Raw genomic sequence first — 25,467 nt, 5'->3', positions numbered from 1 at the left:
TGGAAGGCGTTGACGGAGTCGGTCAACGTGATGGCCGACAACCTGACGGCGCAGGTGCGCAGCATCGCCGAGGTGACCACGGCGGTGGCCAAGGGTGACCTGACGCAGAAGATCCGGGTGGATGCGCGTGGGGAGATCCTGGAGCTGAAGGAGACCATCAACACGATGGTCGACCAGTTGTCGGCCTTCGCCGACGAGGTGACCCGGGTGGCGCGTGAGGTGGGCACCGAGGGCAACCTGGGTGGTCAGGCGACCGTCCGGGGGGTGTCGGGCACGTGGAAAGACCTCACCGACAACGTCAACGTCATGGCGTCGAACCTGACGAGCCAGGTGCGCAGCATCGCCCAGGTGGCCACCGCCGTCGCCCGCGGCGACCTGTCGCAGAAGATCACCGTCGAGGCCAAGGGCGAGGTGGCGGCGCTCGCCCAGACGATCAACACCATGGTCGACACGCTGAGCGCGTTCGCCGACGAGGTCACCCGCGTGGCCCGCGAGGTCGGCACCGAAGGCCAGCTCGGCGGCCAGGCCCGCGTCCCGAACGTGGCCGGCACCTGGAAGGACCTCACCGACAACGTCAACTCGATGGCCGACAACCTGACCAACCAGGTACGCAGCATCGCCCAGGTCACCACGGCGGTGGCCAGGGGCGACCTGACCAGGAAGATCGACGTCGACGCCCGCGGCGAGATCCTGGAGCTGAAGACCACCATCAACACGATGGTCGACCAGCTGTCCTCGTTCGCCGCCGAGGTCACCCGCGTGGCCCGCGAGGTCGGCAGCGAAGGACGTCTCGGCGGCCAGGCCGAGGTCGAGGGCGTGTCGGGCACCTGGAAGCGGCTGACGGAGAACGTCAACGAGCTGGCCGCCAACCTGACCCGCCAGGTCCGCGCGATCGCCGAGGTCACCAGCGCGGTCACCTCCGGCGACCTGACCCGGTCGATCACGGTCGACGCCGAGGGCGAGCTGGCCGACCTGAAGGACAACATCAACTCGATGGTCAAGTCGCTGCGCGAGACCACGACCGCCAACGAGCAGCAGGACTGGCTCAAGTCCAACCTCGCCCGCATGTCCGGCCTCATGCAGGGCCACCGCGACCTGGCGGCCGTGGCCGAGCTGGTGATGAACGAGCTGGCCCCGCTGGTCAGCGCCCAGTACGGCGCCTTCTTCCTCGCCGAGGAGAACGAGCTCCAGCTCATCAGCGCCTACGGCTACCCGGCCGACCCCGGCAGGCCCACGAGGTTCCGGCTCGGCGAGGCGCTGGTCGGCCAGGCCGCCCGCAGCCGCAGGGTCATCGCCGTCGAGGAGGTGCCCTCCGGGGCCGTCCGGATCTCGACCGGTCTCGGCACGATCGAGCCCGCCTCGGTGGTCGTGCTGCCGATCGTGGTCGAGGAGCAGGTGCTCGGCGTGATCGAGCTGGCCTCGGTGCAGGCGTTCACGCCGGTCCACCGGGCCTTCCTCGACCAGCTCATGGAGACGATCGGCGTCAACCTCAACACGATCGTGGCCAACGCCCGCACCGACGAGCTGCTGGCCGAGTCGCAGCGGCTCGCGGGCGAGCTGCAGGCCCGGTCGGAGGAGCTCCAGCAGCAGCAGGAGGAGCTCCAGCGCTCCAACGCCGAGCTGGAGGAGAAGGCCACGCTGCTGGCCCGCCAGAACCAGGACATCGAGACCAAGAACCTGGAGATCGAGCAGGCCCGGCAGGAGCTGGAGGACCGCGCCCACCAGCTCACGCTGGCCTCGACGTACAAGAGCGAGTTCCTGGCGAACATGAGCCACGAGCTGCGCACCCCGCTCAACTCACTGCTCATCCTGGCCCAGCTCCTGGCCCAGAACCACACGCGCAACCTCACGGCCAAGCAGGTCGAGTACGCCGAGATCATCCACTCGGCCGGCTCCGACCTGCTCCAGCTCATCAACGACATCCTCGACCTGTCCAAGGTCGAGGCGGGCAAGATGGACATCAACCCCGAACGGGTGCCGCTGCGCCAGCTCCTCGACTACGTCGAGGCCACGTTCCGGCCGATGACCTCGCAGAAGAGCCTCGACTTCACGATCACGAACGCCCCCGGCATCCCCGTGGAGGTCATGACCGACGACTCGCGCCTGCGGCAGGTGCTGCGCAACCTGCTGTCGAACGCGGTCAAGTTCACCGAGACCGGCAGCGTCGAGCTGCGCATCGAACCGGCCGCCCAGGACGAGCTGCCCGCCTCGGTGCGCCAGCACGGCGCTGCCATCGCGCTGCGCGTCGTGGACACCGGCATCGGCATCGCGGCCCAGCAGCTCGAAGCCATCTTCGGCGCGTTCCAGCAGGCCGACGGCACCACCAGCCGCAAGTACGGCGGCACCGGCCTCGGCCTGTCCATCAGCCGCGAGATCGCCCACCTGCTCGGCGGCGCGATCGCGGCGCAGAGCACCCCGGGCCAGGGCAGCGTCTTCACCCTCTACCTGCCGATCGCCCGGCCGGACTTCGTCGGGCTCTCCCCGAAGAAGCTCCTGGCCGACCCCTCGATCCTCGTCGAGGCCGCTCCCGCCACCATGCCCGAGCCGAACGCGGCCGCCCCGGCCAGGTCGCACCAGCCGCAGCCGCGCCGCCTGCTGGTGATCGAGGAACGCCCGCAGGGACTGCTGTCGCACGTGGCCGAGAGCGTGGTGACGGAGCTGGCGCCGGGCAGTGACGAGACGATCGAGATCGTCACGGCCGCCGGGGCGCAGGAGGCCGCGGCCACCCTCGCCGCCGACCCCTGCCACTGCATCGTGCTCGACCTCGACCTGCCCGACCAGAGCGCCTACCGCCTGCTGGAGGCCATGGACGGCGACCAGGCCCTGAACTCGGTGCCGGTCCTGGCCTACAACAACTGGCGGGCCAGCTCCCAGCAGGCGGCGCCGTTGCAGGCCCGTGAGGGCGGGCAGCCACTGGAGCTGCTGTCCAGCCTCGACGAGCTGCGCGAGCGCATCGCCCTGCACCTGACCGCCGACCAGCCCGGCGACGTGCTGCCGCTGATCAGGGCCGGGAACGTCAACCAGCTCGCCGGAGCCGAGATCGACACGTCGCTGACGGGCCGGACCGTGCTGATCGTCGACGACGACGCGCGCAACCTGTTCGCCCTGACCAGCATGCTGGAGGTGCACGGCATCGACGTGCTGCACGCCGAGGACGGCCGCAAGGGCATCGACACGCTCGTCGCCCACCCGCGGATCGACCTGGTGCTGATGGACGTGATGATGCCGGAGATGGACGGCTACACCGCCACCGCCCGCATCCGGACGATGCCGCAGTACGCCGACCTGCCCATCATCGCGGTCACGGCCAAGGCGATGCCCGGAGACCAGGAGAAGGCACTGGCCGCCGGCGCGAGCGACTACGTGACCAAGCCGGTCGAGGCCGACCATCTGGTCGAGCGCATCCGCCACTGGCTCGGCGCCTGACCCGTCCCCCCCCGAGGAGCAACGCAGTGCACCACCTGCACGATCCGGCGGCCGCCGTACCGCCGGAGCGTATCGAGCCGCCCAATCTCGGCCGCCTGGCCGCGACGGTCGACCGCCTGCACAGCCAGATCCTGGAGGCCCAGCGGGCCGCCGAGGGCCGCGCCCTGGTCGAGGTGGCCAAGGGCGTGCTGGTCGAGCGCCTGCAGTGCAGCCTGTCCGCCGCCGCCAGGCAGCTCGCCACCCTGGCCGACCAGGCGGGGGTGACGCAGCTGGAACTGGCCGCCGACATCATCAACCAGGCCGCCCACGACCGCATCAGCGAGACCGCGCGCGACTTCCTGAGCTCGGCCCGCGCCGATGAGTCCGCGGAGGTGGCGGTGCGGCTGCGTACCGCCGAGAACGGGGCGCTGACCGCCACCGACGCGCAGGCCGTGGCGCAGTCGCTGCTGGAGCAGGCCCTGTCCGCGCTGGGCGCGACGACGGTCGCCATCTGGGAGGCCGGGCCGGACGCGTCGCTCACCCTGGCCGGCTACGCGGGGCTGGCCGACGAGGAGGCCCGGCGCTGGCGTTACGTGCCGCCGGGCGTGGCCACGCCGGCCCGCCGCGCGCTGCTGGCCCGCGGCACGGTGTGGCTGGACGACCTGACCGCCGTCGGCCTGCCCTCGATCGGGCAGCGCCAGACGTCCGGCGCGCGGGCGACCGCGCCGGCCGGGACGGGCGGCCGCATCCTGGGCGTGCTGGAGATCGGCTGGCCGCACGCCATGCCGCGGCCCGACCCGCGGGTCATCAAGCAGATCGAGGTGCTGGCCGACCTGTGCGCCCACACCTTCGAGACCGCCGACCAGGCCGCCCACGAGCCGCAGGTCCTGCCCGAGCTGATCGACCTGGCCGACGCGCTGCCCGACGCGGCCCTGGTGCTGCGCCCGCAACTGGGCACCGAGGGCCGGCTGACCGACTTCCGCATCGTGCACGCCAACCCCCGCTTCCTCGACCCGGCCGGACGGCCGCGCGGCGAGGTCGTCGGGAGCCTGTTCCTGGAGGCGTACCCGCTGGCCGCCGAGGAGGGCGCGCTGCTGGCCAGGATCGAGCACGTGCACGCCACGGGCGAGACCTTCAGGGCCGAGAAGATGGCGATCACGGCCCTGGTGGACCAGATCCCGTTGCACACCGTCGCCGGCATCGCGATCATCCGGCTCGGCGACGGCGTGCTGCTCATCTGGCGGCTGCAGGACCAGGACGCCCAGCTCGCCAACCTGCTCCAGCACGCCCAGCGCCTCGGGCGCATCGGCGGCTTCGAGGAGAACCTGCTCACCGGCGAGATCGTCTGGAGCGCCCAGCTCCACGACCTGTACGGGATGTCCGCCGACGAGCCGCCCATCCCGCTCGAACGCCTGGCCACGCACGCCCACCCCGATGACGCCGTGGCCATCGGCCGGTTCGTCCGGGCCGTGCTGCACCATCGCCGGCCGGCCTCCACCGCCTACCGGCTCCAGCGGTCCGACGGCACCGTACGGCACATCAGGGTCGTCGCCGAGCCCGTCTTCGACGACAGCGGCCTGCTGCTGGCCATTCGCGGCGCCTTCCAGGACATCTCCTCCCAGCACTGGACAGAGGTGGCCCTGGCCGCCACCCGCGACCAGCTCGCCCACACCGAGCAGCAGGCCGCCGAGCGCAACCGGCTGGCCCTGCAGCTCCAGCAGGCGATCATGCCGCCGAGCCGGGAGCCGCTGGAGGCGTTCGACCTGCAGATCGCCGTGCGCTACCGTCCGGCCGAGAAGGAGCACCTGGTCGGCGGCGACTGGTACGACGCGGTCGTGCTGCCCACCAAGCAGATCCTGCTGTCGGTCGGCGACGTGGCCGGGCACGGCATCGAGGCGGCCACCGGCATGGTCGTGCTGCGCAACGCGCTGCGCGGCCTGGCCGCCACGGGCGCCGGGCCGGGCCAGCTCCTGACCTGGCTCAACCTGGTCGCCCACCACCTGACCGCGAACGTCACAGCCACCGCCATCTGCGCGCTGTTCGACCCCCGCACGCGCGTGCTGCGCTACGCCAGGGCCGGGCACCTGCCGCCCATCCTGGTCCGCGACGGTCAGGCCAGGGAGCTCGACATGACCAAGGGCCTGCTGCTCGGGGCGGTCGCCGAGGCCGACTACGAGGAGACGCACCTCCAGCTCGCCTCCGACGACATCCTGCTCATGTACACCGACGGCCTGATCGAACGGCGGGACGTCAACCTGCACGAGTCCCAGCAGCGGCTCCTGGACGTCGCCCGCCAGCCCGCGGCCACCCTGGAGCAACGCCTCGACCACCTCCTCACGCACAGCAACTCCGACACCGACGACGACACGTGCATCATCGGCGCCCGCCTCCAGTGACCGTCCTCATCGAGGCCGGGCCACGGGACACCGATCCCGCGAGTTTGCCGGGCCTCCGCCCGGTAAGCATCGAGAGCCGGGTGACCCGCCACGCCACACCCAGGCAGGACTGATCAGACCATGGCCATGGAACCGGAGCTACGCTGTCCCATCAGCACCGACCTCGACGGCATCCGCCGCCTCGTACGCGAGCACGCCGGCCGCGGCGGGCTGTCCGGTGAGCCCCTGGACAACTTCGTGCTGGCGGTCAACGAGGCGGTCACCAACGTCCTCGACCACGGCGGCGGCACCGGCACCGTGGTGGGCCTCGACGAGCCGGGCGGCGTCACCGTGGAGGTCGCGGACGACGCCGGCCTGCTCAGCGCCGCCCACCTGGCCGCGGCCGAACACGGCCGCGCGCACACGGCGGGGTTCGGCTTCGGCCTGTGGCTGATCCAGCACCTGTGCGACCAGGTCGAACTCGACCAGAGCCCGCAAGGCAGCCGGTTACGCCTGCACATGGACGTCCGGGCCGCGCACCCCCCGCAACCGGCCCTCCTCGTCCCGGACGAACAGCCACCCGCCCCCTTCGTCCCGCGCGCCGCCGACCTGGCGGGGACCGTCCTGCCACCGGCCGAACCCGCCTAGCCTGACCCGGCCGGAATCCCCGGAACCCTAGGATGAGGCAGGTGAAATACATGCTGCTCATCTACAGCAACCCGGCCGCCCAGCAGGCCGTCGCCGACGGCTTCGACCAGGTCATGGCCGAGGTCGACGCGCTCATGGCGGAGCTGGAGGCCAACGGCGAGCTGGCCGGCGGCCAGGCGCTGGGCGACCCGGCCTCCTCCAAGACCGTGACGGTGCGCAACGGCGTGCCCGCCGTCACCGACGGCCCGTTCCTGGAGGCCAAGGAGTACCTGGCGGGTTATCTGATCGTCGACTGCGCGAGCGTCGAGCGGGCCACCGAGATCGCCGCGCGCTGGCCGGACGCTCGGCTGTGCGCCATGGAGGTGCGGCCGATCATCGACGAGGTGGCGGAGTGATCGAAGGGCTGCTGCGCGAGCTGGCGCCGCAGGTGCTCGGCGTGCTCGTGCGCCGTTACGAGCAGTTCGACGCCTGCGAGGACGCCGTCCAGGAAGCCCTGCTGGACGCCGCCGTGCAGTGGCCCGACCAAGGCGTGCCGGACAACCCGCGGGCCTGGCTGATCACGGTCGCCTCCCGGCGGGTCATCGACCATTTCCGCAGTGAGAGCGCGCGCCGGCGGCGGGAGGAGAGCGCGGCGGTCGCCGTCCCGGCCGACGAGTTCGTCGAGCCGGCGCCGGGCGAGGAGCGCACGCCGGCCGGCGACGACACGCTGACGCTGCTGTTCCTGTGCTGCCATCCGTCGCTGTCGGAGCCCTCGCAGCTCGCGCTCACGCTGCGGGCCGTGGGCGGCCTGACCACGGCCCAGATCGCGGCGGCGTTCCTGGTGCCGGAGGCGACGATGGCCCAGCGCATCAGCCGGGCCAAGCAGCGCATCAGGTCCACGGGGGTGGCGTTCGGGCCGCCGCCGGAGCAGGAGCGGGCCGAGCGGCTGCGCGTGGTGCTGCACGTGCTCTACCTGATCTTCAACGAGGGTTACACCGCCACCTCCGGGCCCGACCTGCAGCGGCCCGAGCTGACCGCCGAGGCGATCAGGCTGGCCCGGCTCGTCCGCCGGCTGCTGCCCGACGACGGCGAGGTCGCCGGGCTGCTGGCGCTCATGCTGCTGACCGAGGCGCGGCGGGCGGCGCGTACCGGGCCGGGCGGGTCGCTGGTCCCGCTCGCCGAGCAGGACCGCTCGCTGTGGGACCGGCGGCTCGTCGAGGAGGGCGTCGAGCTGGTCAGCAAGGCGCTGGCCACCAGCGTCCTCGGCCCGTACCAGTTGCAGGCGGCGATCGCGGCCGTGCACGACGAGGCGCCCACGTCCGCCGAGACCGACTGGCCGCAGATCCTGGCTCTCTACGGCGTGCTGGCCGGCCTGGAGGACAACCCGGTGGTCCGGCTCAACCAGGCCGTGGCCGCCGCCATGGTGCACGGCCCGCGGGCCGGGCTCGACCTGCTCGACGGCCTGGCCGCCGACGACCGGCTCTCGGGGCACCACCGGCTGGCCTCCGTACGCGCCCACCTGCTGGAGATGGAGGGCGACACCGAGGGGGCGGCACTGGCCTTCCGCGAGGCGGCCCGGCGTACGCTCAGCCTGCCTGAGCAGCGCTATCTGGAGGGCAAGGCCGCCCGGCTGGCTTGACAACGATTTTTTTCGGTGCGATCGTTCAGGCATGCACGAAGTGGCAGTGATCGAAGACGCGGCGGCCGCGGAGGCGTCGCTCGACCCGATGCGATCGAAGTTGCTGGCCGAGCTCGTCGAGCCGGGCTCTGCCACGTCCCTGGCCGCCAAGGTGGGCCTGGCCCGCCAGAAGGTCAACTACCACCTGCGCACCCTCGAACGCCACGGGCTGGTCGAGCTGGTCGAGGAGCGCAGGAAGGGCAACGTCACCGAGCGCGTGATGCAGGCCACGGCCGCCTCCTTCGTGATCTCCCCCACCGCGCTGGCCTCGGTGCAGCCCGATCCCGCCCGGTCTCCCGACCGGCTGTCGGCGCGCTGGCTGCTGGCCCTGGCGGCGCAGCTCGTCCGCGACGTCGGCACGCTGATCACCGGCGCGGCCAAGGCGCAGAAGAAGGTGGCCACGTTCGCCATCGACGGCGAGGTGCGCTTCGCCTCGGCCGCCGACCGGGCCGCGTTCGCCGAGGAGCTGGCGCAGTGCGTGACCTCGCTGGTCAGCAAATATCATGACGAATCCGCGGAAGGCGGGCGGGATCATCGGCTGATCGTCGCCGTGCACCCGTCCGTGAAGAAGGGCTCCTGAGGTGGGGCACGAGTTCGAGATCCCCCTCGACTCCCTGGTCGAGGCGACGCCCGAGCAGGTGTGGGAGGCCATCACCACCGGGCCCGGCATCGACTCGTGGTTCATGGGCCGCAACGAGGTCGAGGGCGGCGCCATCCGCACCGCGTTCGCCGGGGTCGAGCTGCCCGAGTCCAGGGTGACCGCCGAGGAGCCGCTCAAGCGCTTCGCCCATTCCGGCGTCCCCGGCCCCGACGGCCGGTTCGTGGCCTACGAGTTCCTGCTGGAGGCCCGCGGCCAGGGCAGCACCCTGGTCCGCATGGTCACCAGCGGCTTCCTGCCCGGCGACGACTGGGAGCAGGAGTACGAGGCGATGTCCACGGGCCTGGCCCTGTTCTTCGCGACGCTGACGGAGTACCTCGGCCACTTCGCCGGCCGGGCCGCGACCCCGCTCACCGAGTCGGGCCCGCCGGTGAGCGACTGGCCGCGCGCCTGGCGATCCCTCCACGCCGCCCTCGGCGGCACCCCCGAGCCCGGCGACGCCGTCCGGATCACGCCGCCCGGCCTGCCGCCGGTCGAGGGCGTGGTCTACTTCCGCAACGCCCAGTCCGTCGGCGTCCGCACGTCCGACGCCCTCTACCGGTTCGTCCAGGGCATGGGCGGCAGCATGCTCGCCATGCACCTGCTGTTCGGCGACCCCGCGGGCCAAGCCGCGGCCTGGCGGTCCTGGCTGGAGGATGCGCACGCGGAACGGGCATGACTTCCGGATGAACGTGGTGGCACTGTCCGACACCCACGCGCCCGCCCGGTGGCGCTCCTGCCCGCCCCGGGTGGCCGAGCACCTGCGTACGGCCGACGTCATCCTGCACGCGGGCGACGTCTGCGTCCGCGCGGTGCTCGACGAGCTGGCCGCCTACGCCCCGGTGCACGTGGTGAAGGGCAACAACGACGGCCCCGACGTGGTGGCGCCGGAGACGCTGGAGCTGACCCTGGAGGGCCTGCGGATCGGGATGATCCACGACAGCGGACCCGCCAAGGGCCGCCTGGCCCGCCTGCGCCGCCGCTTCCCCGAGGCCGCCCTGGTGGTCTTCGGCCATTCGCACATCCCGCTCGACGAGTCGGGCGACGGCCTGCGCATCTTCAACCCGGGCTCCCCCACCGACCGCCGTCGCCAGCCGCACGGCACCCTCGGCCTGCTGACCGTCCAGGACGGCGTGCTGACCCGCGCGGAGATCGTCCCGGTCACCTGAGCGGCTCGACGGTGACGGGGACGCCGTTGAGCGCCGCCGTGCCGGTGAGCTCGTCCAGGCGGGTGGGGTCGGTGAGGTCGTTGGCGCTGGCGCCGCCGAGCGTGGAGGCGACCGACAGCAGCACGCCCGGCCGGTCGTGGCCGTAGCCGTGGGGCAGGCTGACGACGCCGGGCATGACGTCCTCGCTCGCGCCGACCTCGACCGTCACCTCGCCGCTGCGGGAGCGCACCCGGACCGGCGCGCCGTCGGTGAGGCCGCGGGCGCGCAGGTCGTCGGGGTGCATGAGCAGGTGGTGACGAGGTCGGCCCTTGGCCAGTCTGGCGGAGTTGTGCAGCCAGGAGTTGTCGTCGCGCAGGTGACGGCGGCCGATCAGCAGCAGCCCGGCGGAGGCGGGGGCCAGGAGTTCGGCGCGGGCGCGGGCGAGGCCGTCGAGCAGGACGGGCGGCGCTGCCTGGACGCGGCGGCCCGGCGTGCGCAGCCGGCCCGGCAGGCTGGGCCTGAGCGGGCCCAGGTCCAGCCCGTGCGGGTGACGGCGCAGCCGCGCCACGCTCAGCCGGTACGGCCCCGCCCGCAATCCGAGGTCCACGATCCGCTCCGGAGAGAGCCGCAGCATGAACCGGTCGGCCGGTGAGCCGGCGCGGACCAGGCGGCGGTAGCGGCGGGCCAGCTCGCGCAGGATCTCCCAGTCGTGCCGGGCACCGGGCGTCCTGGGCAGCACGGCCGGGGTGTAGCGGGCGTGGTCGCGGACCGCGACCAGGTTGAAGACGAGGTCGTAGTGGTCGCGTTCGAGCAGGTCGGTGGGTGGGAGGATGACGTCGGCGTGCCGGGTGGTCTCGTTGACGTAGAAGTCGAGGCTGACCATGAAGTCCAGCCCGGCCAGGGCGCGCGACAGCTCGTGCCCGCCGGGGGCCGAGCGCACCGGGTTCCCGGCGATGGTCACCAGCGTCCGCACCTGCCCTTCGCCGGGCGTGCCGATCTCCTCGGCGAGCGCCGCGGCGGGCAGCTCGCCGCCGAACTCCGGCAGGCCGCGCACCCGGCTGCGCCACCTGCCCTCGTGGCCGGGGTCGATCAGGCGGTTGCGCACCGGGTCGACGGCCGGCCTGCACATCAGCGTGCCGCCGGGCCGGTCGAGGTTGCCGGTGACCAGGTTCAGCAGCTGGATCCCCCACTGGCACAGCGTGCCGAACCGCTGGGTGGACACGCCGATCCGGCCGTAGGCGGCGGCGCTGGGGGCGGCGGCGAACTCGGCCGCGATCCGGGTGATCACCTCGGCCGGTACGCCGGTCACCGCCGCGGCCCGCTCCGGCGTGAACGCCGCCAGCGCCGGCGCCAGCCGGTCGAGCCCGTCCACGTAGGGCGCGGGACGGGCGGCGCCCCCGTCGATGATCAGGCCGACCATGGCCAGGATGAGCGCGGCGTCGGTGCCGGGGCGGACGAAGTGGTGCTCGTCGGCCAGCCGGGCGGTCTCCGTGCGGCGCGGGTCGAACAGCACCATCCGGCCGCCGCGGGCGCGCAGGTCGCGGATGCGCCGGACGACGCCGGGCGCGCTCATCACGCTGCCGTTGGAGACGGCCGGGTTGGCGCCGAAGGTCAGGAAGTAGGCGGTGCGGTCGATGTCGGGCACGGGGAGCAGCCATTGGCTGCCGTACAGGTGGCGGGCGACGTACTGGTGCGGGAGCTGGTCGAGGGAGGCGGCGGAGTAGCGGTTGCGGGTGCCCAGCAGGCGGGCGAACGGCGGCGCGTGCGTCAGCGCGCCCAGGCTGTGGACCACCGGGTTGCCCAGGTAGACGGCCACGGCGTCGGCGCCGTGCACGAGACGGGTGCCGGCCAGCCGGGCGGCGACCAGGTCGAACGCGTCCGGCCAGGGGATCTCGCGCCAGCCGCCGGAGGTGCGGACCACGGGACGGCGCAGCCGGTCGGGGTCCTCGCGCACGTCCTGCAGAGCCACCGCCTTCGGGCACAGGTGGCCTGCCGACAGCGGGTCGTCCTCGTCGCCGCGGATGCCGGTGATCCGGTCGCCGTCGAGGTCGACGCGGAGGCCGCACATGGCCTCGCACAGGTTGCAGGTAGCGAGCCGGGTCACCATGTGACCAGGCTATGAGCGGACGCGCCCGTCCCCGAGACGCCACCCCGGCGACCGTCCGACCAGGTAGGCGCGGTGTGCGCGGCTCGGGGCCGGTCAGGCACCGCGGTCGCGGGTCAGCGCGCCGCCCGCCATCGGGGGCAGGGGGCGGTCGCGCAGCCACGCCGTCAGCAGCGCGGCCGCCGAGACGTGCCGCTCGGCGTGGGCGGCGAACTCCTCGGTGGTGACGCTGCCGTGCCGGCGGCTGTCGGCCCAGGAGCGCAGGAGGGCGAAGAACGCCTGGTCGCCGGCGGCCCGGCGCAGGGCGTGCAGGGTCAGCGCGCCGCGCTTGTAGACGCGGTCGTCGAACAGCGCGGCCGGGCCCGGGTCGGCCAGCGCGAAGTCCTGCGGCAGCGCGGCGAGCCTGCGGTGCCAGCGCAGCGCGTGCTCGTCGGCGGGCGGGCCGCCCGACCGCTCCGACCACAACCACTCCGCGTAGGTGGCGAAACCCTCCTGGAGCCAGATGTCGGACCAGCGGGCCACGGTGAGGCTGTTGCCGAACCACTGGTGCGCCAGCTCGTGCGCGACCAGCCGCTCGCAACCGCGGGCGCCGTCGACGTGGTTCCTGCCGAAGATCGACATGCCCTGCGCCTCGACCGGGATGTCCAGGTCGTCGTCGGCCACGACGACGGTGTAGCCGCTGAACGGGTAGGGCCCGAACAGCTCGCCGAACAGCGCCATCATCTCGCCCTGCCGGCCGAAGTCGTGCCGGACGCGGGCGGCCAGCCGCGCGGGATGGGCCAGCCGCGTCCCGGCCGCCTCCGAGAGCTGGTAGCGCCCGATCTGCACACTGGCCAGGTACGTCGCCATCGGCTCGGCCTGCTCGTAGACCCACGTGGTGGTCCCGGCCGTCCGCTGCCTGGAGGTGAGCACGCCGTTCGCGATCACCTGGTACGCCGGCGACGTCGTCACCGAGATCCGGTAGGGCGCCTTGTCGTCCGGCCGGTCGTTGCACGGGAACCAGGAGGGCGCGCCGATCGGCTGGCCGGCCACGATCGCGCCGTCGGTCAGCTCCTCCCAGCCGAGCCCGCCCCACGGGCTGCGGACCGGCACGGGCGTGCCCGCGTACCGCACCTCGACGACGGCCCGGTCCCCGGCGGCCAGCGGCCTGGGCAGGCTGAGGCGCAGCTTGCCCTGGCCGTGGGTGTGGCGGGCGGCCCGGCCGTCCACGGCGACGCCCGAGACGCGGAAGTGGCCGAGGTCGAGGCCCAGGTCGCCGAGCGGCTCGACGGCCGAGACCGTCAGGCGGGCCGTGCCGTCGAGCCGGTTGGCCGCGACCCGGTAGTGCAGCGCCAGATCGTAGTGCTCGACCGCGTACCGGTGGTCGCCGTGCCCCGGGAAGTACGGCGTCATCGCCACGCCGAGACGGGGTTGCCGAACCACCGGCCGCCGCCGGGCAGCGCCTCGCCGCGCATGACCAGGGACGCCGGCCCGACCGTCGTGCCCGCGCCCACCCGCGCGGCCGGCAGGACGACGCCATGGGGGCCGAGCGTCGCGCCGGCCTCCAGCGTCACGGTGTCGATGCTCATGACCCGGTCGTGGAACAGGTGCGTCTGCAGCACGCACCCCCGGTTGACGCACGCGCCGTCGCCCAGTGTCACCAGATCCGCCTCCGGCAGCCAGTACGTCTCGCACGTGACCCCACGCCCGATGCGTGCCCCGAGGGAGCGCAGCCACACGTTCAGCGGGGCGGTCCCCAGCCACGGCTGGGCGAACCAGGGCGCCGCCAGCACCTCGACGAAGTTGTCCGCCAGCTCGTTGCGCCACACGAACGAGCTCCACAGCGGCCTGTTCCCGGCCGGGATGCGGCCGACCAGCGCCCATTTGGCGGCCGTCGCGACGGCCGCGGCGAGCACCCCGGCGGCCAGCACGACCAGGCCGCCCAGCGCGGCGGCGACGGCGAACCCGTACCCGGCGGCGAGCCACTCGAAGGCCGCCACGGCCAGGACGGCCAGCGCGACCACGCCCATCGCGGGCACCACCCGGCACAACTCGACCAGCGCCCGCGCCGCCCTGAACCGCGCGGGCGGGTCGTAGGTCCTGCTGCGGTCGGCCTCCTCGGCGGTCCTGCGCAGCTTCATGGGCGGCATGCCCACGTACGAGGAGCCCGACTTGGCCTTCTTGGGCGTCGCCGACAGCACGCCGACCAGGCCGTCCTTGGGCACCTTGCGGCCGGGGGCGGTCATCCCCGAGTTGCCGAGGAAGGCGCGCTTGCCGATCCGCGCCGAGGCCAGGCGCATCCAGCCGCCGTCCAGCTCGTACGGGGCCACCATGGTGTCGTCGGCCAGGAACGCGTCGTCACCGACGGAGGTCATCGTGGGCAGCGCGAGTACCGTGGACAGCTCGGCGCCGCGGCCCACCTTCATGCCGAGCGCCCGCAGCCACACGGGCGTCAGGACGCTGGCGTACAGCGGGAACAGCCACACCCGGGCCGAGGCCATCAGCCTGCCGGTGACCCACGCCTGCCAGGCCGGGCGGCTGTGCACCGGGTGGTGGCCCGGGTGCAGCCCGAGGCCGAGCAGCCGTACGCCGGCCAGCGTGACCAGGGCGAAGGCGGCCATCCCGGCGAGCGTGGCCAGGGGCACGGCGGGCAGGGCGGCGGCCAGCGCGCCGCCGAGCGTGGGCTCGTCCCCGGCGAAGGCGGCCAGGACCGCGAGCGCGGCGCCGGCGGCGGCCACCGGGAGCAGGCTGAGCACGATCGCGCTCACCCCGTACAGCGCGACCCACGGGCGGGAGCGGGCGGCGCGCCCGGCCGGGCGGGAGCGGCGCGGCTTGCCCTGGCGGAAGGCCGGGACGCCGGCCCAGCGCTCGCCGGAGGGAACCGTCCCGGCGACCGCGGAACCGGGGGCGACCTGCGAGTTCTTCCCGACGCGCGCGCCGGGCAGCAGGGTCGCGCGGGAGCCGACCGTGGCACCCGCGCCGATGCGGATCTCGCCGACGTGCAGCAGGTCGCCGTCGTACCAGTGGCCGGCGAGGTCGACCTCCTGCTCGACGGAGGCGCCCCTGCCCAGCTTGAGCAGGCCGGTGATGGGCGGAGGCGAGTGCAGGTCGGCGTCCGGGCCGACGGTGGCGCCGAGAAGCCGGGCGTACCAGGCCATCCACGGCGCACCGGCCAGGTCGGGGACGCCGAGCCGTTCGGCGAACCGCTCGGCGAACCACAGCCGCAGGTGCACGCCGCCGCCGCGCGGGTGGGCGCCGGGGCGCACGCCGCGCAGCAGCAGCCGGGCCACCGCCGCCGACAGGCCCATGCGTCCCATGGGGGTGACGAACGCCAGCGCGCCCAGCGTCACCCACCACCACGACAACGTCGGCGCCCACGGCGGGGCGAGCAGGTTGCCCAGGGCGGCCAGCGGCACGACCCAGCGCAGCGCGCCCACGGTGAGCAGCGGGATCATCAGCGCGGTCTGCGCCAGCGAGGCGCGCACGGGCATGGGGGCGGCCGCCTCGGCGTGCGCGGGGGCCCGCGTCCCGCCTCTGGAGGCCAGCAGCTCCGCCAGCCCGGCCAGGGTCGGGTGCGCGTAGACGTCGCCGACCGCCACGTCGGGGTGCGTGGCCCGCAGGGTGGAGACCAGGCGGGCGGCGGCCAGGCTGGTGCCGCCGTCGGTGAAGAAGTCCGATCCCGGCCCTTGCGGAGGCACGCCGAGGATCTCGGTCCACTGCTCGGCCAGCAGCGCCTCGGCCGGGCTCAGGCCGGCGTCCGTCTGTGCCGGGCCGTCCAGCGGCCACGGGAGCGCGTCCCGGTCGATCTTGCCGGAGGTCCTGGTGGGCAGGGCGTCCACGGGGGCCAGGCGGGGCACGAGCGCGGCGGGCAGCGAGCCGGCCAGCAGTTCGCGGGCCTGTCCGGCGTCGAAGCCGGGCCCGGTCACGACGTAGCCGACGAGCACCTGGTGGCCGCCGCCCGCGGTCCGGACGGCCGCGGCCGCGCCGGTGACGCCGGGCAGCGCGTTCAGGGCGGCGTCCACCTCGCCGAGCTCGATCCGGCGTCCGCCCAGTTTCACCTGGTCGTCGGCGCGGCCGGCGAAGACGAGACCCTCGGGCTCGGCGCGGACGAGGTCGCCGCTGCGGTAGGCGCGCTCCCAGCCGAGTGATGGCAGGGGCGCGTACTTCTCGGCGTCCTTGGCCGGGTCGAGGTAGCGGGCCAGGCCGACGCCGCCGATGATCAGCTCGCCGGTCTCGCCCATGGCGACCGGCTCGCCCGCGCCGTCCACCACGGCCAGGTCCCAGCCGTCCAGGGGCAGCCCGATGCGTACGGGCCCCTCCCCCGTCAGCCGGGCCGCCGAGGCCACCACGGTCGCCTCGGTGGGCCCGTACGTGTTCCACACCTCGCGACCGGGCACGGCCAGCCGTTCGGCGAGCTCGGGCGGGCACGCCTCGCCGCCGAAGATGAGCAGGCGGATGCCGTCGAGGTGCGCGGCGGGCCAGAGCGCGGCCAGCGTCGGCACGGTGGAGACGGCGGTGACGCCCTGCTCGGCGAGCCAGGGGGCCAGGTCCATGCCGGTGCGCACCAGCGCCCTGGGGGCGGGCACCAGGCAGGCGCCGTGCCGCCAGGCCAGCCACATCTCCTCGCAGGAGGCGTCGAAGGCCACCGACAGCCCGGCCAGCACCCGGTCACCGGGGCCGAGCGGGCGGTCCTGGAGAAAGAGGCCGGCTTCGGCGTCGGCGAACGCGGCGGCCGAGCGGTGCGTCACCGCCACGCCCTTGGGCCTGCCGGTGGAGCCGGAGGTGAAGATGATCCAGGCGTCGTCGTCCGGGGTGGGCCGCTCGGTGGCGGCCGCCTGCCGGACCCGCGTGGCCGGGCCGCCGTCGAGCACGGCGTCCACGGCGGCCTCGGCGAAGACGAGTTCGGCGCGTTCGTCCGGATCGTCGGCGTCCACGGGGACGTACGCGGCGCCGGCCGCCAGCACGGCGAGGATGGAGACGTACAGCCCGGCGGTGCCGGAGGCGATGCGCACGCCGACCCGGGAACCGCGCCCGACACCGGCCGCGGCGAGGTCGGCGGCGACCCGGTCGACCTCGGCGCGCAGCGACCGGTAGTCCAGGCACACGGTGCCGTCGTCCAGCGCGGGCGCCTCGGGGTGGCGGCGGGTGGTCTCGTCGAGGATGTCGATCAGTGTGCGGGGCGGCGAGGCCAGCATGCCCGCGGGGTAGACCGCCGACGCGGTCCTGAGTCTTAAGTCTGCCGAGTCGGTGCGCAAACGCTGCTCCTTCGGTCGGGCGGTCGGCCCCGGCCCATCCAAGCCGCGGCCTGCCACTGTCGTGGCGTTCGCGCCACCTCCGTTCGCAACGGTCGTGGATTCGCCAACTATTCCACGATGTGACGGAGATCGCCGCACCTGGCGGGCACGGGTCGGGGCGGGCGGGCCGGGGCGGCGGCTCAGTGGAGCCAGGCGTCGACGGCGGCCAGCAGGTCCGTCTTGAGCGCGTCGGGGGCGAAGGAGGCCCTGATCGAGGCGCGGGCCAGCTCGGCCAGGACGTCGTCGCCGTACCCGAAGACCTCGCGCAGCCGCTGGTACTCGTCGGCCAGGGCCGTCTCGCCGTCGGTGTTGACCGTGACCGCGAGCCCCGCCGCGCGCAAACGCGGCAACGGGTGCTCGGCCAGCGACGGCACGAGCCCGAGCAGCACGTTCGACGTGGGACAGACCTCCAGCGGGACGCCGCGCTCGCGCACCTCGGCCACCAGCTCCGGGTCGTCCAGCACCCGGATGCCGTGGCCGAGCCGCTCGGTGCGGCCGAGGTCCAGCGCCTCGCGGATGCTCGCCGGCCCGGCCGCCTCGCCCGCGTGGTGCACCAGGTGCAGGCCCGTGTCCCCGGCCGCGGCGAACACCTCGGCGAACGGCGCGAGCGGGTACGCCTCGTCGCCCGCGAGCCCGAGGCCGATCACCGCGTCGTAGCGGGTGGCCAGCTCGTACGTCCGCCACAGCCGTTCCAGGGGCCGCCGCCTGGAGTGGTCCAGCAGCACCCTGGACTCGATGCCGTACCGTCTGCCCTCGGCCAGGCCGTCGAGCACCGCCTCCAGCGGCATCTCCGGCGCGCCCAGCCGCTCCCCGTGAGAGGCAGCGGTGAAGGTGACCTCGACGTAGCGGGTGCCCTGGGCGGCCTCGTCCTCGCAGAACTCCAGGGCGACGCGGCGGAAGTGCTCGGGGGTGCGCAGCAGGTCACGCACCTTGGCCCGTTGGTCGGCGAACTCACGGAAGCTCGTGAAGCTGCCCTCGGGCTCGGGCGGGCCGCCCAGCTCGCGCACAGTGCCGGGCCGTACGGTGCTCTCCAGGTGGACGTGCAGGTGTGCCTTGGGCAGCAGGTGGAGGTCTCTCACTCTCCGGGAGGTTATCGCCGGGTGATGCGGATTTTCGACTGTTTATGCGGGCCCTGCTCCCAGTCGTCCATGAACGTCGCCTTGAGTCCGTATTGGCGGGCCAGCTCGACCAGGGTCTCGGTGCGGTAGTAGAAGTCCTCGCGCAGGACGTGGTGCTCCTGCCCCTCGGTCCTGTCGAAGGTGAAGTCGAACCAGCCGTCCGGTTTCATGATCCGGCCCACGTGGGCGAAGCACTCCTCGATGACCTCGATCGGCGAGTGCGAGAAGACGCTGTGGGCGTGCACGACGTCGAAGTACTCGTCCGGCAGGAACGCGAACCGCAGGTCCCGCACCGGCGCCAGGTACGGCAGCTTCTCCTGCAGGGCGTGCTTGTCGATCGTGTCCTGGGCGGCCAGCAGGATGTCGGGCGAGATGTCGATGCCGTAGTAGTTGCCGGTGAACAGGTAGCCGATGAACAGACGGCCGGCGCGCAGGTTCCCGCAGCCGATCTCCAGCATCCGGCAGTCGGGCTTGAGCCCGTGTTCCACCAGGTAGTCGAACTGCATGCGTCCCAGGGCGAGCCAGCGCCGGTGCTTGTGCGAGCCCACGGCGCCCTCGGGGTCACGGGCCGTGTCGGACCTCATGACGGCGCGGTAGTAGGTGACGTGGTCGTGGGTGCGGAGCCTGAACCAGGTGTCGCGGGCCAGCCGGCGCAGGTGCGGGGCGATCCTGTGGGGGTGCCGGAACGCGTAGGCGGCCTGGTGGACGAGGCTCGTACGGGAGCGTTTCACGTTGGGCAGAGTAGGTCGGGCTCATCGGGCCCGCTCAGGGCTCGGCACACTGATGAGCCACCGTTTACCCCCTCTTTCCCGCACCCTGTCTCTCCCTGCGGACCCGTCCGGTCAGCTCTCCCGGCTTCGGGCCCCTCGCCGGGGTGGTTCTCGCCAGGATGGACGGAGGTCGTGCCTGTCGCTGGTGTCGCCGGCGCCGCGGCGGCTGGTTCGGTCGACAAGGCGGTGACGCTCCACGTCCACACGGCGAGCCCTGCTCGGCGTGTCACGTGATGCTCCCGGGCCGGGGCGATCAGCTCAGGTAGTCGCGCAGCGCCATGGCCCGGGAGGGGTGGCGGAGCTTGGACATGGTCTTGGCCTCGATCTGCCGGATGCGCTCACGGGTGACGCCGTAGACGCGGCCGATCTCGTCGAGGGTGCGCGGCTTGCCGTCGGCCAGGCCGTAACGCATGGTGATCACACCCGCCTCGCGCTCGGAAAGCTGGTCGAGCAGGCTGTGCAACTGCTGCTGGAGCAGTGTGAACGAGACCGCGTCGGCCGGCGAGACGGCCTCGGTGTCCTCGATCAGGTCGCCGAACTCGCTGTCGCCCTCCTCGCCGAGCGGCGTGCTCAGCGAGATCGGCTCCCGGCCGTAGCTCTGCACCTCGGCCACCCGCTCGACGTCGAGATCGGTCTCGGCGGCGATCTCCTCGGGGGTGGGCTCGCGGCCCAGGTCGGACTGCAGGCGGCGCTGCACGCGGGCCACCTTGTTGATCAGCTCGACCATGTGGACGGGGATGCGGATCGTCCGGGCCTGGTCGGCCATGGCACGGGTGATGGCCTGCTTGATCCACCAGGTGGCGTAGGTGGAGAACTTGTAGCCGAGCCGGTAGTCGAACTTCTCGATCGTCCGGATCAGGCCGAGGTTCCCCTCCTGGATCAGGTCGAGGAAGAGCATGCCCCGGCCGGTGTAACGCTTGGCGATGGAGACGACGAGCCGGAGGTTGGCCTCCAGCATGCGGCGCTTGGCACGAAGGCCGTCGTCGGCGATCCACTCCAGGTCGGCGCGCAGCTCGGGGGGCAGGCCGGGCTCGCTGTCGAGCCGTTCCGTGGCGAACAGGCCGGCCTCGATGCGCTTGGCCAGCTCGATCTCCTGCTCGGCGGTGAGCAGCGGGACGCGCCCGATCTCCTTCAGGTAGGTCTTGACCGAGTCGGCGCCGACGGCCGTGCCACCGTCGGCGATGGTGTCGTCCAGTTCGAGAACCTCTGCTGCTTGGGACAAAATTCTCTCCTCGCTCGCGTTGGGTGGACGCTCAGTGACTGAGCCGGCCTGCGGGCAGGGCCGGCGGGGGAACGTAGCGGGCCGATAGGCGTCGGAACCTTCAGGACATGAGGGAACGGAAGAAGCGGGGCCTGGCAGGGCCGTCTCTGACCAGGCTACCCAACGCTTCCTCGAACGCGGCTTCGACGGAACGGCGATCACTGATGGGCCGCCGCCGCCAAGCGCCCCCTGACCAGCACCCCAACCCCGCCACCCCTCTTCCACCCCGTCCGATCCACGGCACTCCAGAAGACGCCCCCTCCCAGGTGTCGCGCGGGGCTTCTCCGCCAGAGCTCCTGGGCGGTGGCCATGCGACGCTCCCCTCCTCGACTCCGGCGAAGGCCATCAGGCGCGCCCCCTCCTCGACGGGCTCCCCCATCACGCCGTCGCCCAGCGGATGGAAGGGCCGCGCCGTCGGCACGCCGTTCTCAAGGTCGCACACGCCACCGACAGTTCCATCCCCCTGACCCGTCGAAGGCGGTTCAGGGACGGTCAGCTCGCCGGAGCGTGTTCGAGAGTGTGGCCGGTGGCGTCCGGCTCGGCGAAGGCGAGCAGCGCCAGCCCCTCCTCCTCCAGGACGTCCAGAGGCGTCGGGTCGGCGAAGGGGCTGATGACGAGCTTGGCCTTCTTGCCGGACCGCTTGATCTGCCAGGTGCCCGCCGCGAACCCGTCGACCAGATACGTCGCCTTGATGCGCAGGTTCTTGGTCGCGACCAGCGGCCTGAACTCGTCCGCCAGCACCCGCCTGCGATCGGCGTGCCCCAGGACGAGGTTGTCGAAGTCGGGCAGGAACCGCACCGGCGCGGGCACGTCGCCCCCCGGTCGCGGCGCGCCCGGCAGGTCGAACAGCTCGCGTCCCGTCTCGTCGGCGAGTCTCTCCAGCTCCATCCCCTTCATGACGGTCCGCAGGCCGCCCAGCCCCGACCAGGTCTGCACGTCGGCGGGCGTGGCCGGCCCGAACGCGGCCAGGTACCGCTCGACCATGCCCTCCACGCCGGGGTCCGGGTCCAGCTCGACGCCGGGCAGGCCGAAGGCGGACTCGCGCGGGAAGCTCCACCGGTCCTGCGTCGGCACCATGACCAGCGGCGTCATCATGCGTACGGCGTACCCGAGCACGCGCTCGTCCGCGCCGGGGAACTCCTTCAGCAGCAGGGGCCGCAGCTCGTTGAACGTGAGCGGCCCGTCGGCGAGCAGCCGGTCGGCGACCGCCGCGACGGCCTCGAAGTCGACGCCCTCGAACCGGCGCGCCGCGGCGGCCAGCATGGGACGCAGCAGCGGGCGGAACGTGGCGAAGTCCTCCGCCGTCACCAGGTGCAGAGTGGCCCGCATCATCGTCGCCCGCACCAGGCTGCCGTCGTGCAGCGCGTCGTGCAGGTCGTCGCGGACGAACCCCTCCAGCCGCGTCCACACCCCCAGGTAGGGCGGCCTCGGCTCCTGCGCCTGCAGCCCGGCCAGCCGGCGCACGATGTCGGCCGGCTGCCCCTTGTGCCGGGTGAGGAGGTGCTGCCTGGCCAGGGTGGCGCGGTTGAGGTCTCTGAGGGTGAGCATCTACTTATCATGCCTTTCCCCCTGGAGTCCGTACGTTCCTCTTATCCCGCGCTTTCCGATGGCTTCGCCTACCTTGACGGCGCGGCCGGCACCCAGACGCCGGACTCGGTGATCGACGCCGTCTCCGCCGCCTACCGGGCCGGGCTCGGCAACGTGGGCGGGGCCTTCCCCGCCAGCCACCGGGCGGACGAGATCGTCGCCGCCTGCCGTGCCGCCGTCGCGGACCTGGTCGGCGGCCATCCGGACGGGGTGGTCCTCGGTCCGAACATGACGACGCTGACGTACCGGCTGGCCAGGGCACTGACCGGCCCCGGGGACGAGGTGGTGGTCTCCAGGCTCGACCACGACGCGAACGTACGCCCCTGGACCCAGACCGGCGCCGCCGTACGCTGGGCCGAGGTGGACCCGGTGACCGGCGAACTCCCGGTCGACCAGTACGCCGGCCTCATCGGGGAGCGGACCAAGGTCGTCGCCGTGACGGCGGCCAGCAACATCCTCGGCACCCGTCCCGACCTGCCCGCCATCGCCGAGCTGGCGCACCGCGCGGGCGCCCTGCTGTACGTGGACGGCGTGCACGCCACCCCGCACGGCCCGGTGGACATGCGGGCCCTCGGCGCCGACTTCTACGCCACCAGCGCCTACAAGTGGTCAGGACCGCACATGGGGGCCGTCGTGGCCGACCCGGTCCTGCTGGAGACGGTCCGGCCGGCCAAGTTACGCCCCTCCCCCGACACCGTGCCGGAGAGGTTCGAGACGGGTACGTCCGCCTTCGCCGACCTGGCCGGGGTCACCGCGGCGGTCGACCACCTGGCCGCCATGGTCCCCGGCTCCGGCACCCGCCGCGAACGCCTCCTCGCCTCGATGGCCGCCGCCGAGGAGCACGAGCTGGAGCTGTTCGCCACCATGATCGCCGGCCTGGAGACGATGCCCCACGTCACCCTGCACGGCAAGCCGGCCCGGCGCACCGCGACCGCCTACTTCACCGTCGCCGGCCACACCCCGCGCCAGGTCGCCGAGCACCTGGCCGGTCTGGGGGTGAACGTCTGGAACGGCCACAACTACGCCTGGGAACTGACCGGTGCCCTGGGCCTGCGCGACTCGGGCGGCGCCGTCCGCGCCGGCCTGGTCCACTACAACGACCACTCGGACGTGACCCGCCTCCTGGAAGGAGTGGCCCGCCTCTCCTGACGCCACCGGCGTCCACGCCTCGACCGGTGGCCGGATCACCTCAACCACTCGACATCGGTCCTTTCATGCTCTACAACGGCAGCACGGACCTACCGGACCTGCGGGCGGCCCTGCGAAGGGCCGTACCGCCCGTGAAGCAGCGTCAGGTGATCGCGATGGCAGGCGGACTGCCGGCTCGGCGGCGGGGACGCCTGGTCGTCGCGGCGTCGGGCCCGGTGGCGGGCGTGACGGCGGGCGCGCTCACCAACCTGCTCACCACGACCTGGAACTGGTGGCTGTTCGGCGGGCTCGTCCTGGTGACCAGCGTGGTGAGCGCCGGCACGCTGATCGCACTGCCGCACGACGCTCTCCCGAACCCGGCGGCGTCACCTGGTGAGGACCAGCAGCCGGGGTGGGCGCTGCAGCCGCCGACCGGCACCCGGGTCTTCATCGGACGCACCAAGGAACTGGACCGCCTGACCGCTCCTGTTCCCGAGGAGAACCGGCCCGGTCCTCTCGTCCTGGTGATCGCGGGGATGCGCACCTATGCCGCCGCCGAGTCACGGATGACGAGCACCGCGGCACTGCTTACGCTGCTCAACGCCCTGAACGTGCCGCCGGACCCGGGCGCGACCGACGTTCAGGCGCTCAGCCGCGCCTGGCGGGCCGCGACCGCCGGCAAGAGGATGTTGATCGTCCTGGACGACGCCGACACCGCCGCACAGATCCGTCCGCTGCTGCCCGCCGCCGAGGAGTCGGCGATCCTGATCACCACCCGCCACGTGCTGGTCGGCCTCGATCCTGACCGCGGCGTCACCCTGCGACCGTTCACCCGCGGCCAGGCGGCCCAGTTGGCCGGCACGATCCTGCGCCGCGCCGGCCTGAACGACCCCCAGGCCGTCGCCGCGATCGCCGCCGGCTTCCGCCTCCCCCTCGCCATCCGGCAGATGAGCGACCTCAAGGCGGCGAATCCGGCCCACGAGATCCCTTCCGCGGCCACGCTGCCGATCGACGACGAGACCGCCACCGCGTTCGCCCGGTCTCTCGCCGCGCTGGCCAAACCCGCCCGCCTCGTGCTCCGCCGCGTCGCCCGCTATCCGGGCTCGCTGGTCAGCGCGCCCATCGCCGCCGTCCTGGCCGACCGACCGGCAGCTGGCCGCCGCCGACGAACGGCTCTTCCGGTACGCGCGCCGCGCCGTCAACGCCGCCGTCCTTCTCGTCGACACCAGCACCTCCTTCACGGACGTGGACGCCGACCAGGACGCCTGCCGCGTTCAGCCACCCCAGCACGAAACGGACGTCTCCGCGCTGCGCTGGCTCGACCGGAACCACCCGGATCTCCTGGCCGTGGCCCGCCGATGCCTGTCCGCGGGTTCCCCCCAGGCCTGGCGCCTGATCCACAATCTGGAGTGCTACCAGCGGATGCGCGACTTCTACTCCGAGATCATCGTGTTGAACACCGAGGCGCTACGCCTGGCCGAGCAGGCCGGCGACCTGCTCGGGCAGGCCGCCATGCACCAGAACCTGGGCCTGGTCGACATGCGTACCAGCCGTTATCGCGCCGCCCTCACGCGCTTCCGGACCGCGCTCCGGCTGTACACCCAGGCCGGCAACGCCGACGGCCTGGCGACGATCCACCACGAGCTGTGCAATGTCAACAAGTGGCTCGACGATCTCCCCCAGGCCCGGGTGCACGCCACGTACTGCTTCGAAGTCGCGTTCTCCGGCGGGGACCTCACCAGACAGGCCTTCGCCCTCAGCACCCTCGGCACCCTCGACCGCCTGGAGGGCCACCACACCGCGGCCGCGGCCGTCTCACCCGGTCGATGGCCCTGTTCGAGCAGGCCGGGCAGCGCCGCGGCCTCGGCATCTGCCACCGCCAGCTCGGCATGCTGGACGAGCAGCAAGGCCGCCACCAGGACGCCCAAGCCCACCTCGGCCAGGCCCATACCCTTCACCAGCTCCTCCACCAGGAAGACGACTCCGAACCCCCCTACCCACTGCCCAGGTGATCAGCTCCAGGGAAGGCAAATGACGTACAGCGTTCCGCTGGCGGAGTTGGTGGCCCTGACCTCCCAGCCTCGTGGCTCCTTGGTCACCCCGAAGACGGGGAGGCTCTGGTAGACCTGGCCCGCACCGTTGTTGACCTTGTAGCCGCCACCGGTCGCGTACTCTCCGGGGCTGCACATGACGCCACCGGAGCCGCCGCTGAAGGGGGCTTCCTCGACATGAGCTCCCCTCACCCCTCCCGCATCCCCCTTCTCCCCCTTGGGGCCTTCCGGGCCTTGGGGGCCTTGGAGCCCCTGATCGCCTTGCGGGCCGGCCGGGCCGGCAGGTCCCGCCGGCCCCTCGGGCC

Annotated in this window: 19 protein-coding genes; 10 read left to right on the top strand and 9 right to left on the bottom strand. The window is 73.1% G+C overall.

Features of this window, described 5'->3' with window-relative positions:
• From AB0J97_RS32705 to AB0J97_RS32670, 8 genes are all read left to right on the top strand, one after another.
• A partial coding sequence (locus tag AB0J97_RS32705; RefSeq protein ID WP_364095818.1) for a HAMP domain-containing protein occupies positions 1-3,426 on the top strand: 3,426 nt, incomplete at its 5' end.
• 26 nt (positions 3,427-3,452) lie between these two features.
• Entirely contained in the window at positions 3,453-5,801 is a 2,349-nt protein-coding gene (locus tag AB0J97_RS32700; RefSeq protein WP_364095815.1) for a SpoIIE family protein phosphatase, read from the top strand.
• Positions 5,802-5,921: 120 nt separating this feature from the next.
• Positions 5,922-6,428 (top strand): ATP-binding protein, encoded by a 507-nt coding sequence (locus tag AB0J97_RS32695; protein WP_364095812.1) that lies wholly within the window; start codon positions 5,922-5,924, stop codon positions 6,426-6,428.
• Between the two features lie 50 nt (positions 6,429-6,478).
• Entirely contained in the window at positions 6,479-6,823 is a 345-nt protein-coding gene (locus AB0J97_RS32690; RefSeq protein ID WP_357710289.1) for a YciI family protein, read from the top strand.
• Positions 6,820-8,046: a sigma-70 family RNA polymerase sigma factor gene (locus tag AB0J97_RS32685; protein ID WP_364095809.1), complete on the top strand. Its 1,227-nt coding sequence runs from the start codon at positions 6,820-6,822 to the stop codon at positions 8,044-8,046. The genes AB0J97_RS32690 and AB0J97_RS32685 overlap by 4 nt, the downstream gene beginning before the upstream one ends.
• Before the next feature lie 31 nt (positions 8,047-8,077).
• Positions 8,078-8,665 carry a helix-turn-helix domain-containing protein gene (locus tag AB0J97_RS32680; protein ID WP_357710225.1) on the top strand — a complete coding sequence of 196 codons (588 nt, stop codon included), beginning with the start codon at positions 8,078-8,080 and terminating at the stop codon, positions 8,663-8,665.
• A gap of 1 nt (position 8,666) precedes the next feature.
• On the top strand, positions 8,667-9,401 hold the full coding sequence (locus AB0J97_RS32675; RefSeq protein ID WP_364095806.1) for an SRPBCC domain-containing protein: 735 nt from the start codon (positions 8,667-8,669) through the stop codon (positions 9,399-9,401).
• A gap of 7 nt (positions 9,402-9,408) precedes the next feature.
• Positions 9,409-9,891 carry a metallophosphoesterase family protein gene (locus tag AB0J97_RS32670; RefSeq protein WP_364095803.1) on the top strand — a complete coding sequence of 161 codons (483 nt, stop codon included), beginning with the start codon at positions 9,409-9,411 and terminating at the stop codon, positions 9,889-9,891.
• Here the strand turns inward: AB0J97_RS32670 and AB0J97_RS32665 are convergent.
• The 7 genes from AB0J97_RS32665 to AB0J97_RS32635 form a co-directional block, all read right to left on the bottom strand.
• Entirely contained in the window at positions 9,884-11,938 is a 2,055-nt protein-coding gene (locus AB0J97_RS32665; protein WP_364095830.1) for a molybdopterin-dependent oxidoreductase, read from the bottom strand. The genes AB0J97_RS32670 and AB0J97_RS32665 overlap by 8 nt on opposite strands.
• 132 nt (positions 11,939-12,070) lie before the next feature.
• The gene (locus AB0J97_RS32660; RefSeq protein ID WP_364095828.1) at positions 12,071-13,366 is read right to left on the bottom strand and encodes a M1 family metallopeptidase; all 1,296 of its coding nucleotides are present in this window, start codon (positions 13,364-13,366) and stop codon (positions 12,071-12,073) included.
• On the bottom strand, positions 13,363-17,148 hold the full coding sequence (locus AB0J97_RS32655; protein WP_364095800.1) for a Pls/PosA family non-ribosomal peptide synthetase: 3,786 nt from the start codon (positions 17,146-17,148) through the stop codon (positions 13,363-13,365). Before AB0J97_RS32655 ends, AB0J97_RS32660 begins: the two co-directional genes overlap by 4 nt.
• 239 nt (positions 17,149-17,387) lie before the next feature.
• On the bottom strand, positions 17,388-18,326 hold the full coding sequence (add, locus tag AB0J97_RS32650) for an adenosine deaminase (protein ID WP_364095797.1): 939 nt from the start codon (positions 18,324-18,326) through the stop codon (positions 17,388-17,390).
• 11 nt (positions 18,327-18,337) lie between these two features.
• Positions 18,338-19,096 carry a class I SAM-dependent methyltransferase gene (locus AB0J97_RS32645; RefSeq protein ID WP_357710241.1) on the bottom strand — a complete coding sequence of 253 codons (759 nt, stop codon included), beginning with the start codon at positions 19,094-19,096 and terminating at the stop codon, positions 18,338-18,340.
• 292 nt (positions 19,097-19,388) lie between these two features.
• Positions 19,389-20,558, bottom strand: a complete 1,170-nt coding sequence (locus AB0J97_RS32640; RefSeq protein ID WP_357710243.1) for an RNA polymerase sigma factor — start codon at positions 20,556-20,558, stop codon at positions 19,389-19,391.
• Positions 20,559-20,888: 330 nt separating this feature from the next.
• Entirely contained in the window at positions 20,889-21,944 is a 1,056-nt protein-coding gene (locus AB0J97_RS32635) for a winged helix DNA-binding domain-containing protein (RefSeq protein ID WP_364095793.1), read from the bottom strand.
• Positions 21,945-21,953: 9 nt separating this feature from the next.
• On the opposite strand from AB0J97_RS32635, the gene AB0J97_RS32630 reads away from it, so the two are divergent.
• Positions 21,954-23,132, top strand: a complete 1,179-nt coding sequence (locus AB0J97_RS32630; RefSeq protein WP_364095790.1) for a cysteine desulfurase-like protein — start codon at positions 21,954-21,956, stop codon at positions 23,130-23,132.
• Positions 23,133-23,274: 142 nt separating this feature from the next.
• On the opposite strand, the gene AB0J97_RS32625 is transcribed toward AB0J97_RS32630, so the two are convergent.
• Positions 23,275-23,562, bottom strand: coding sequence for a hypothetical protein (locus tag AB0J97_RS32625; protein WP_364095787.1), 288 nt, complete (start codon positions 23,560-23,562; stop codon positions 23,275-23,277).
• 109 nt (positions 23,563-23,671) lie between these two features.
• Positions 23,672-24,352: a hypothetical protein gene (locus AB0J97_RS32620; protein ID WP_364095784.1), complete on the bottom strand. Its 681-nt coding sequence runs from the start codon at positions 24,350-24,352 to the stop codon at positions 23,672-23,674.
• A 4-nt stretch (positions 24,353-24,356) separates the two neighbouring features.
• Between AB0J97_RS32620 and AB0J97_RS32615 the strand changes: the two genes are divergently transcribed.
• Positions 24,357-25,235, top strand: coding sequence for a tetratricopeptide repeat protein (locus tag AB0J97_RS32615; protein ID WP_364095781.1), 879 nt, complete (start codon positions 24,357-24,359; stop codon positions 25,233-25,235).
• Positions 25,236-25,467 lie beyond the last annotated feature (232 nt).

Source organism: Nonomuraea sp. NPDC049607 (assembly GCF_040675375.1).
Taxonomy (GTDB): domain Bacteria; phylum Actinomycetota; class Actinomycetes; order Streptosporangiales; family Streptosporangiaceae; genus Nonomuraea.
The sequence above is the reverse complement of the archived record's forward strand: the minus strand, read 5'-3'. Positions and strand labels throughout refer to the sequence as shown.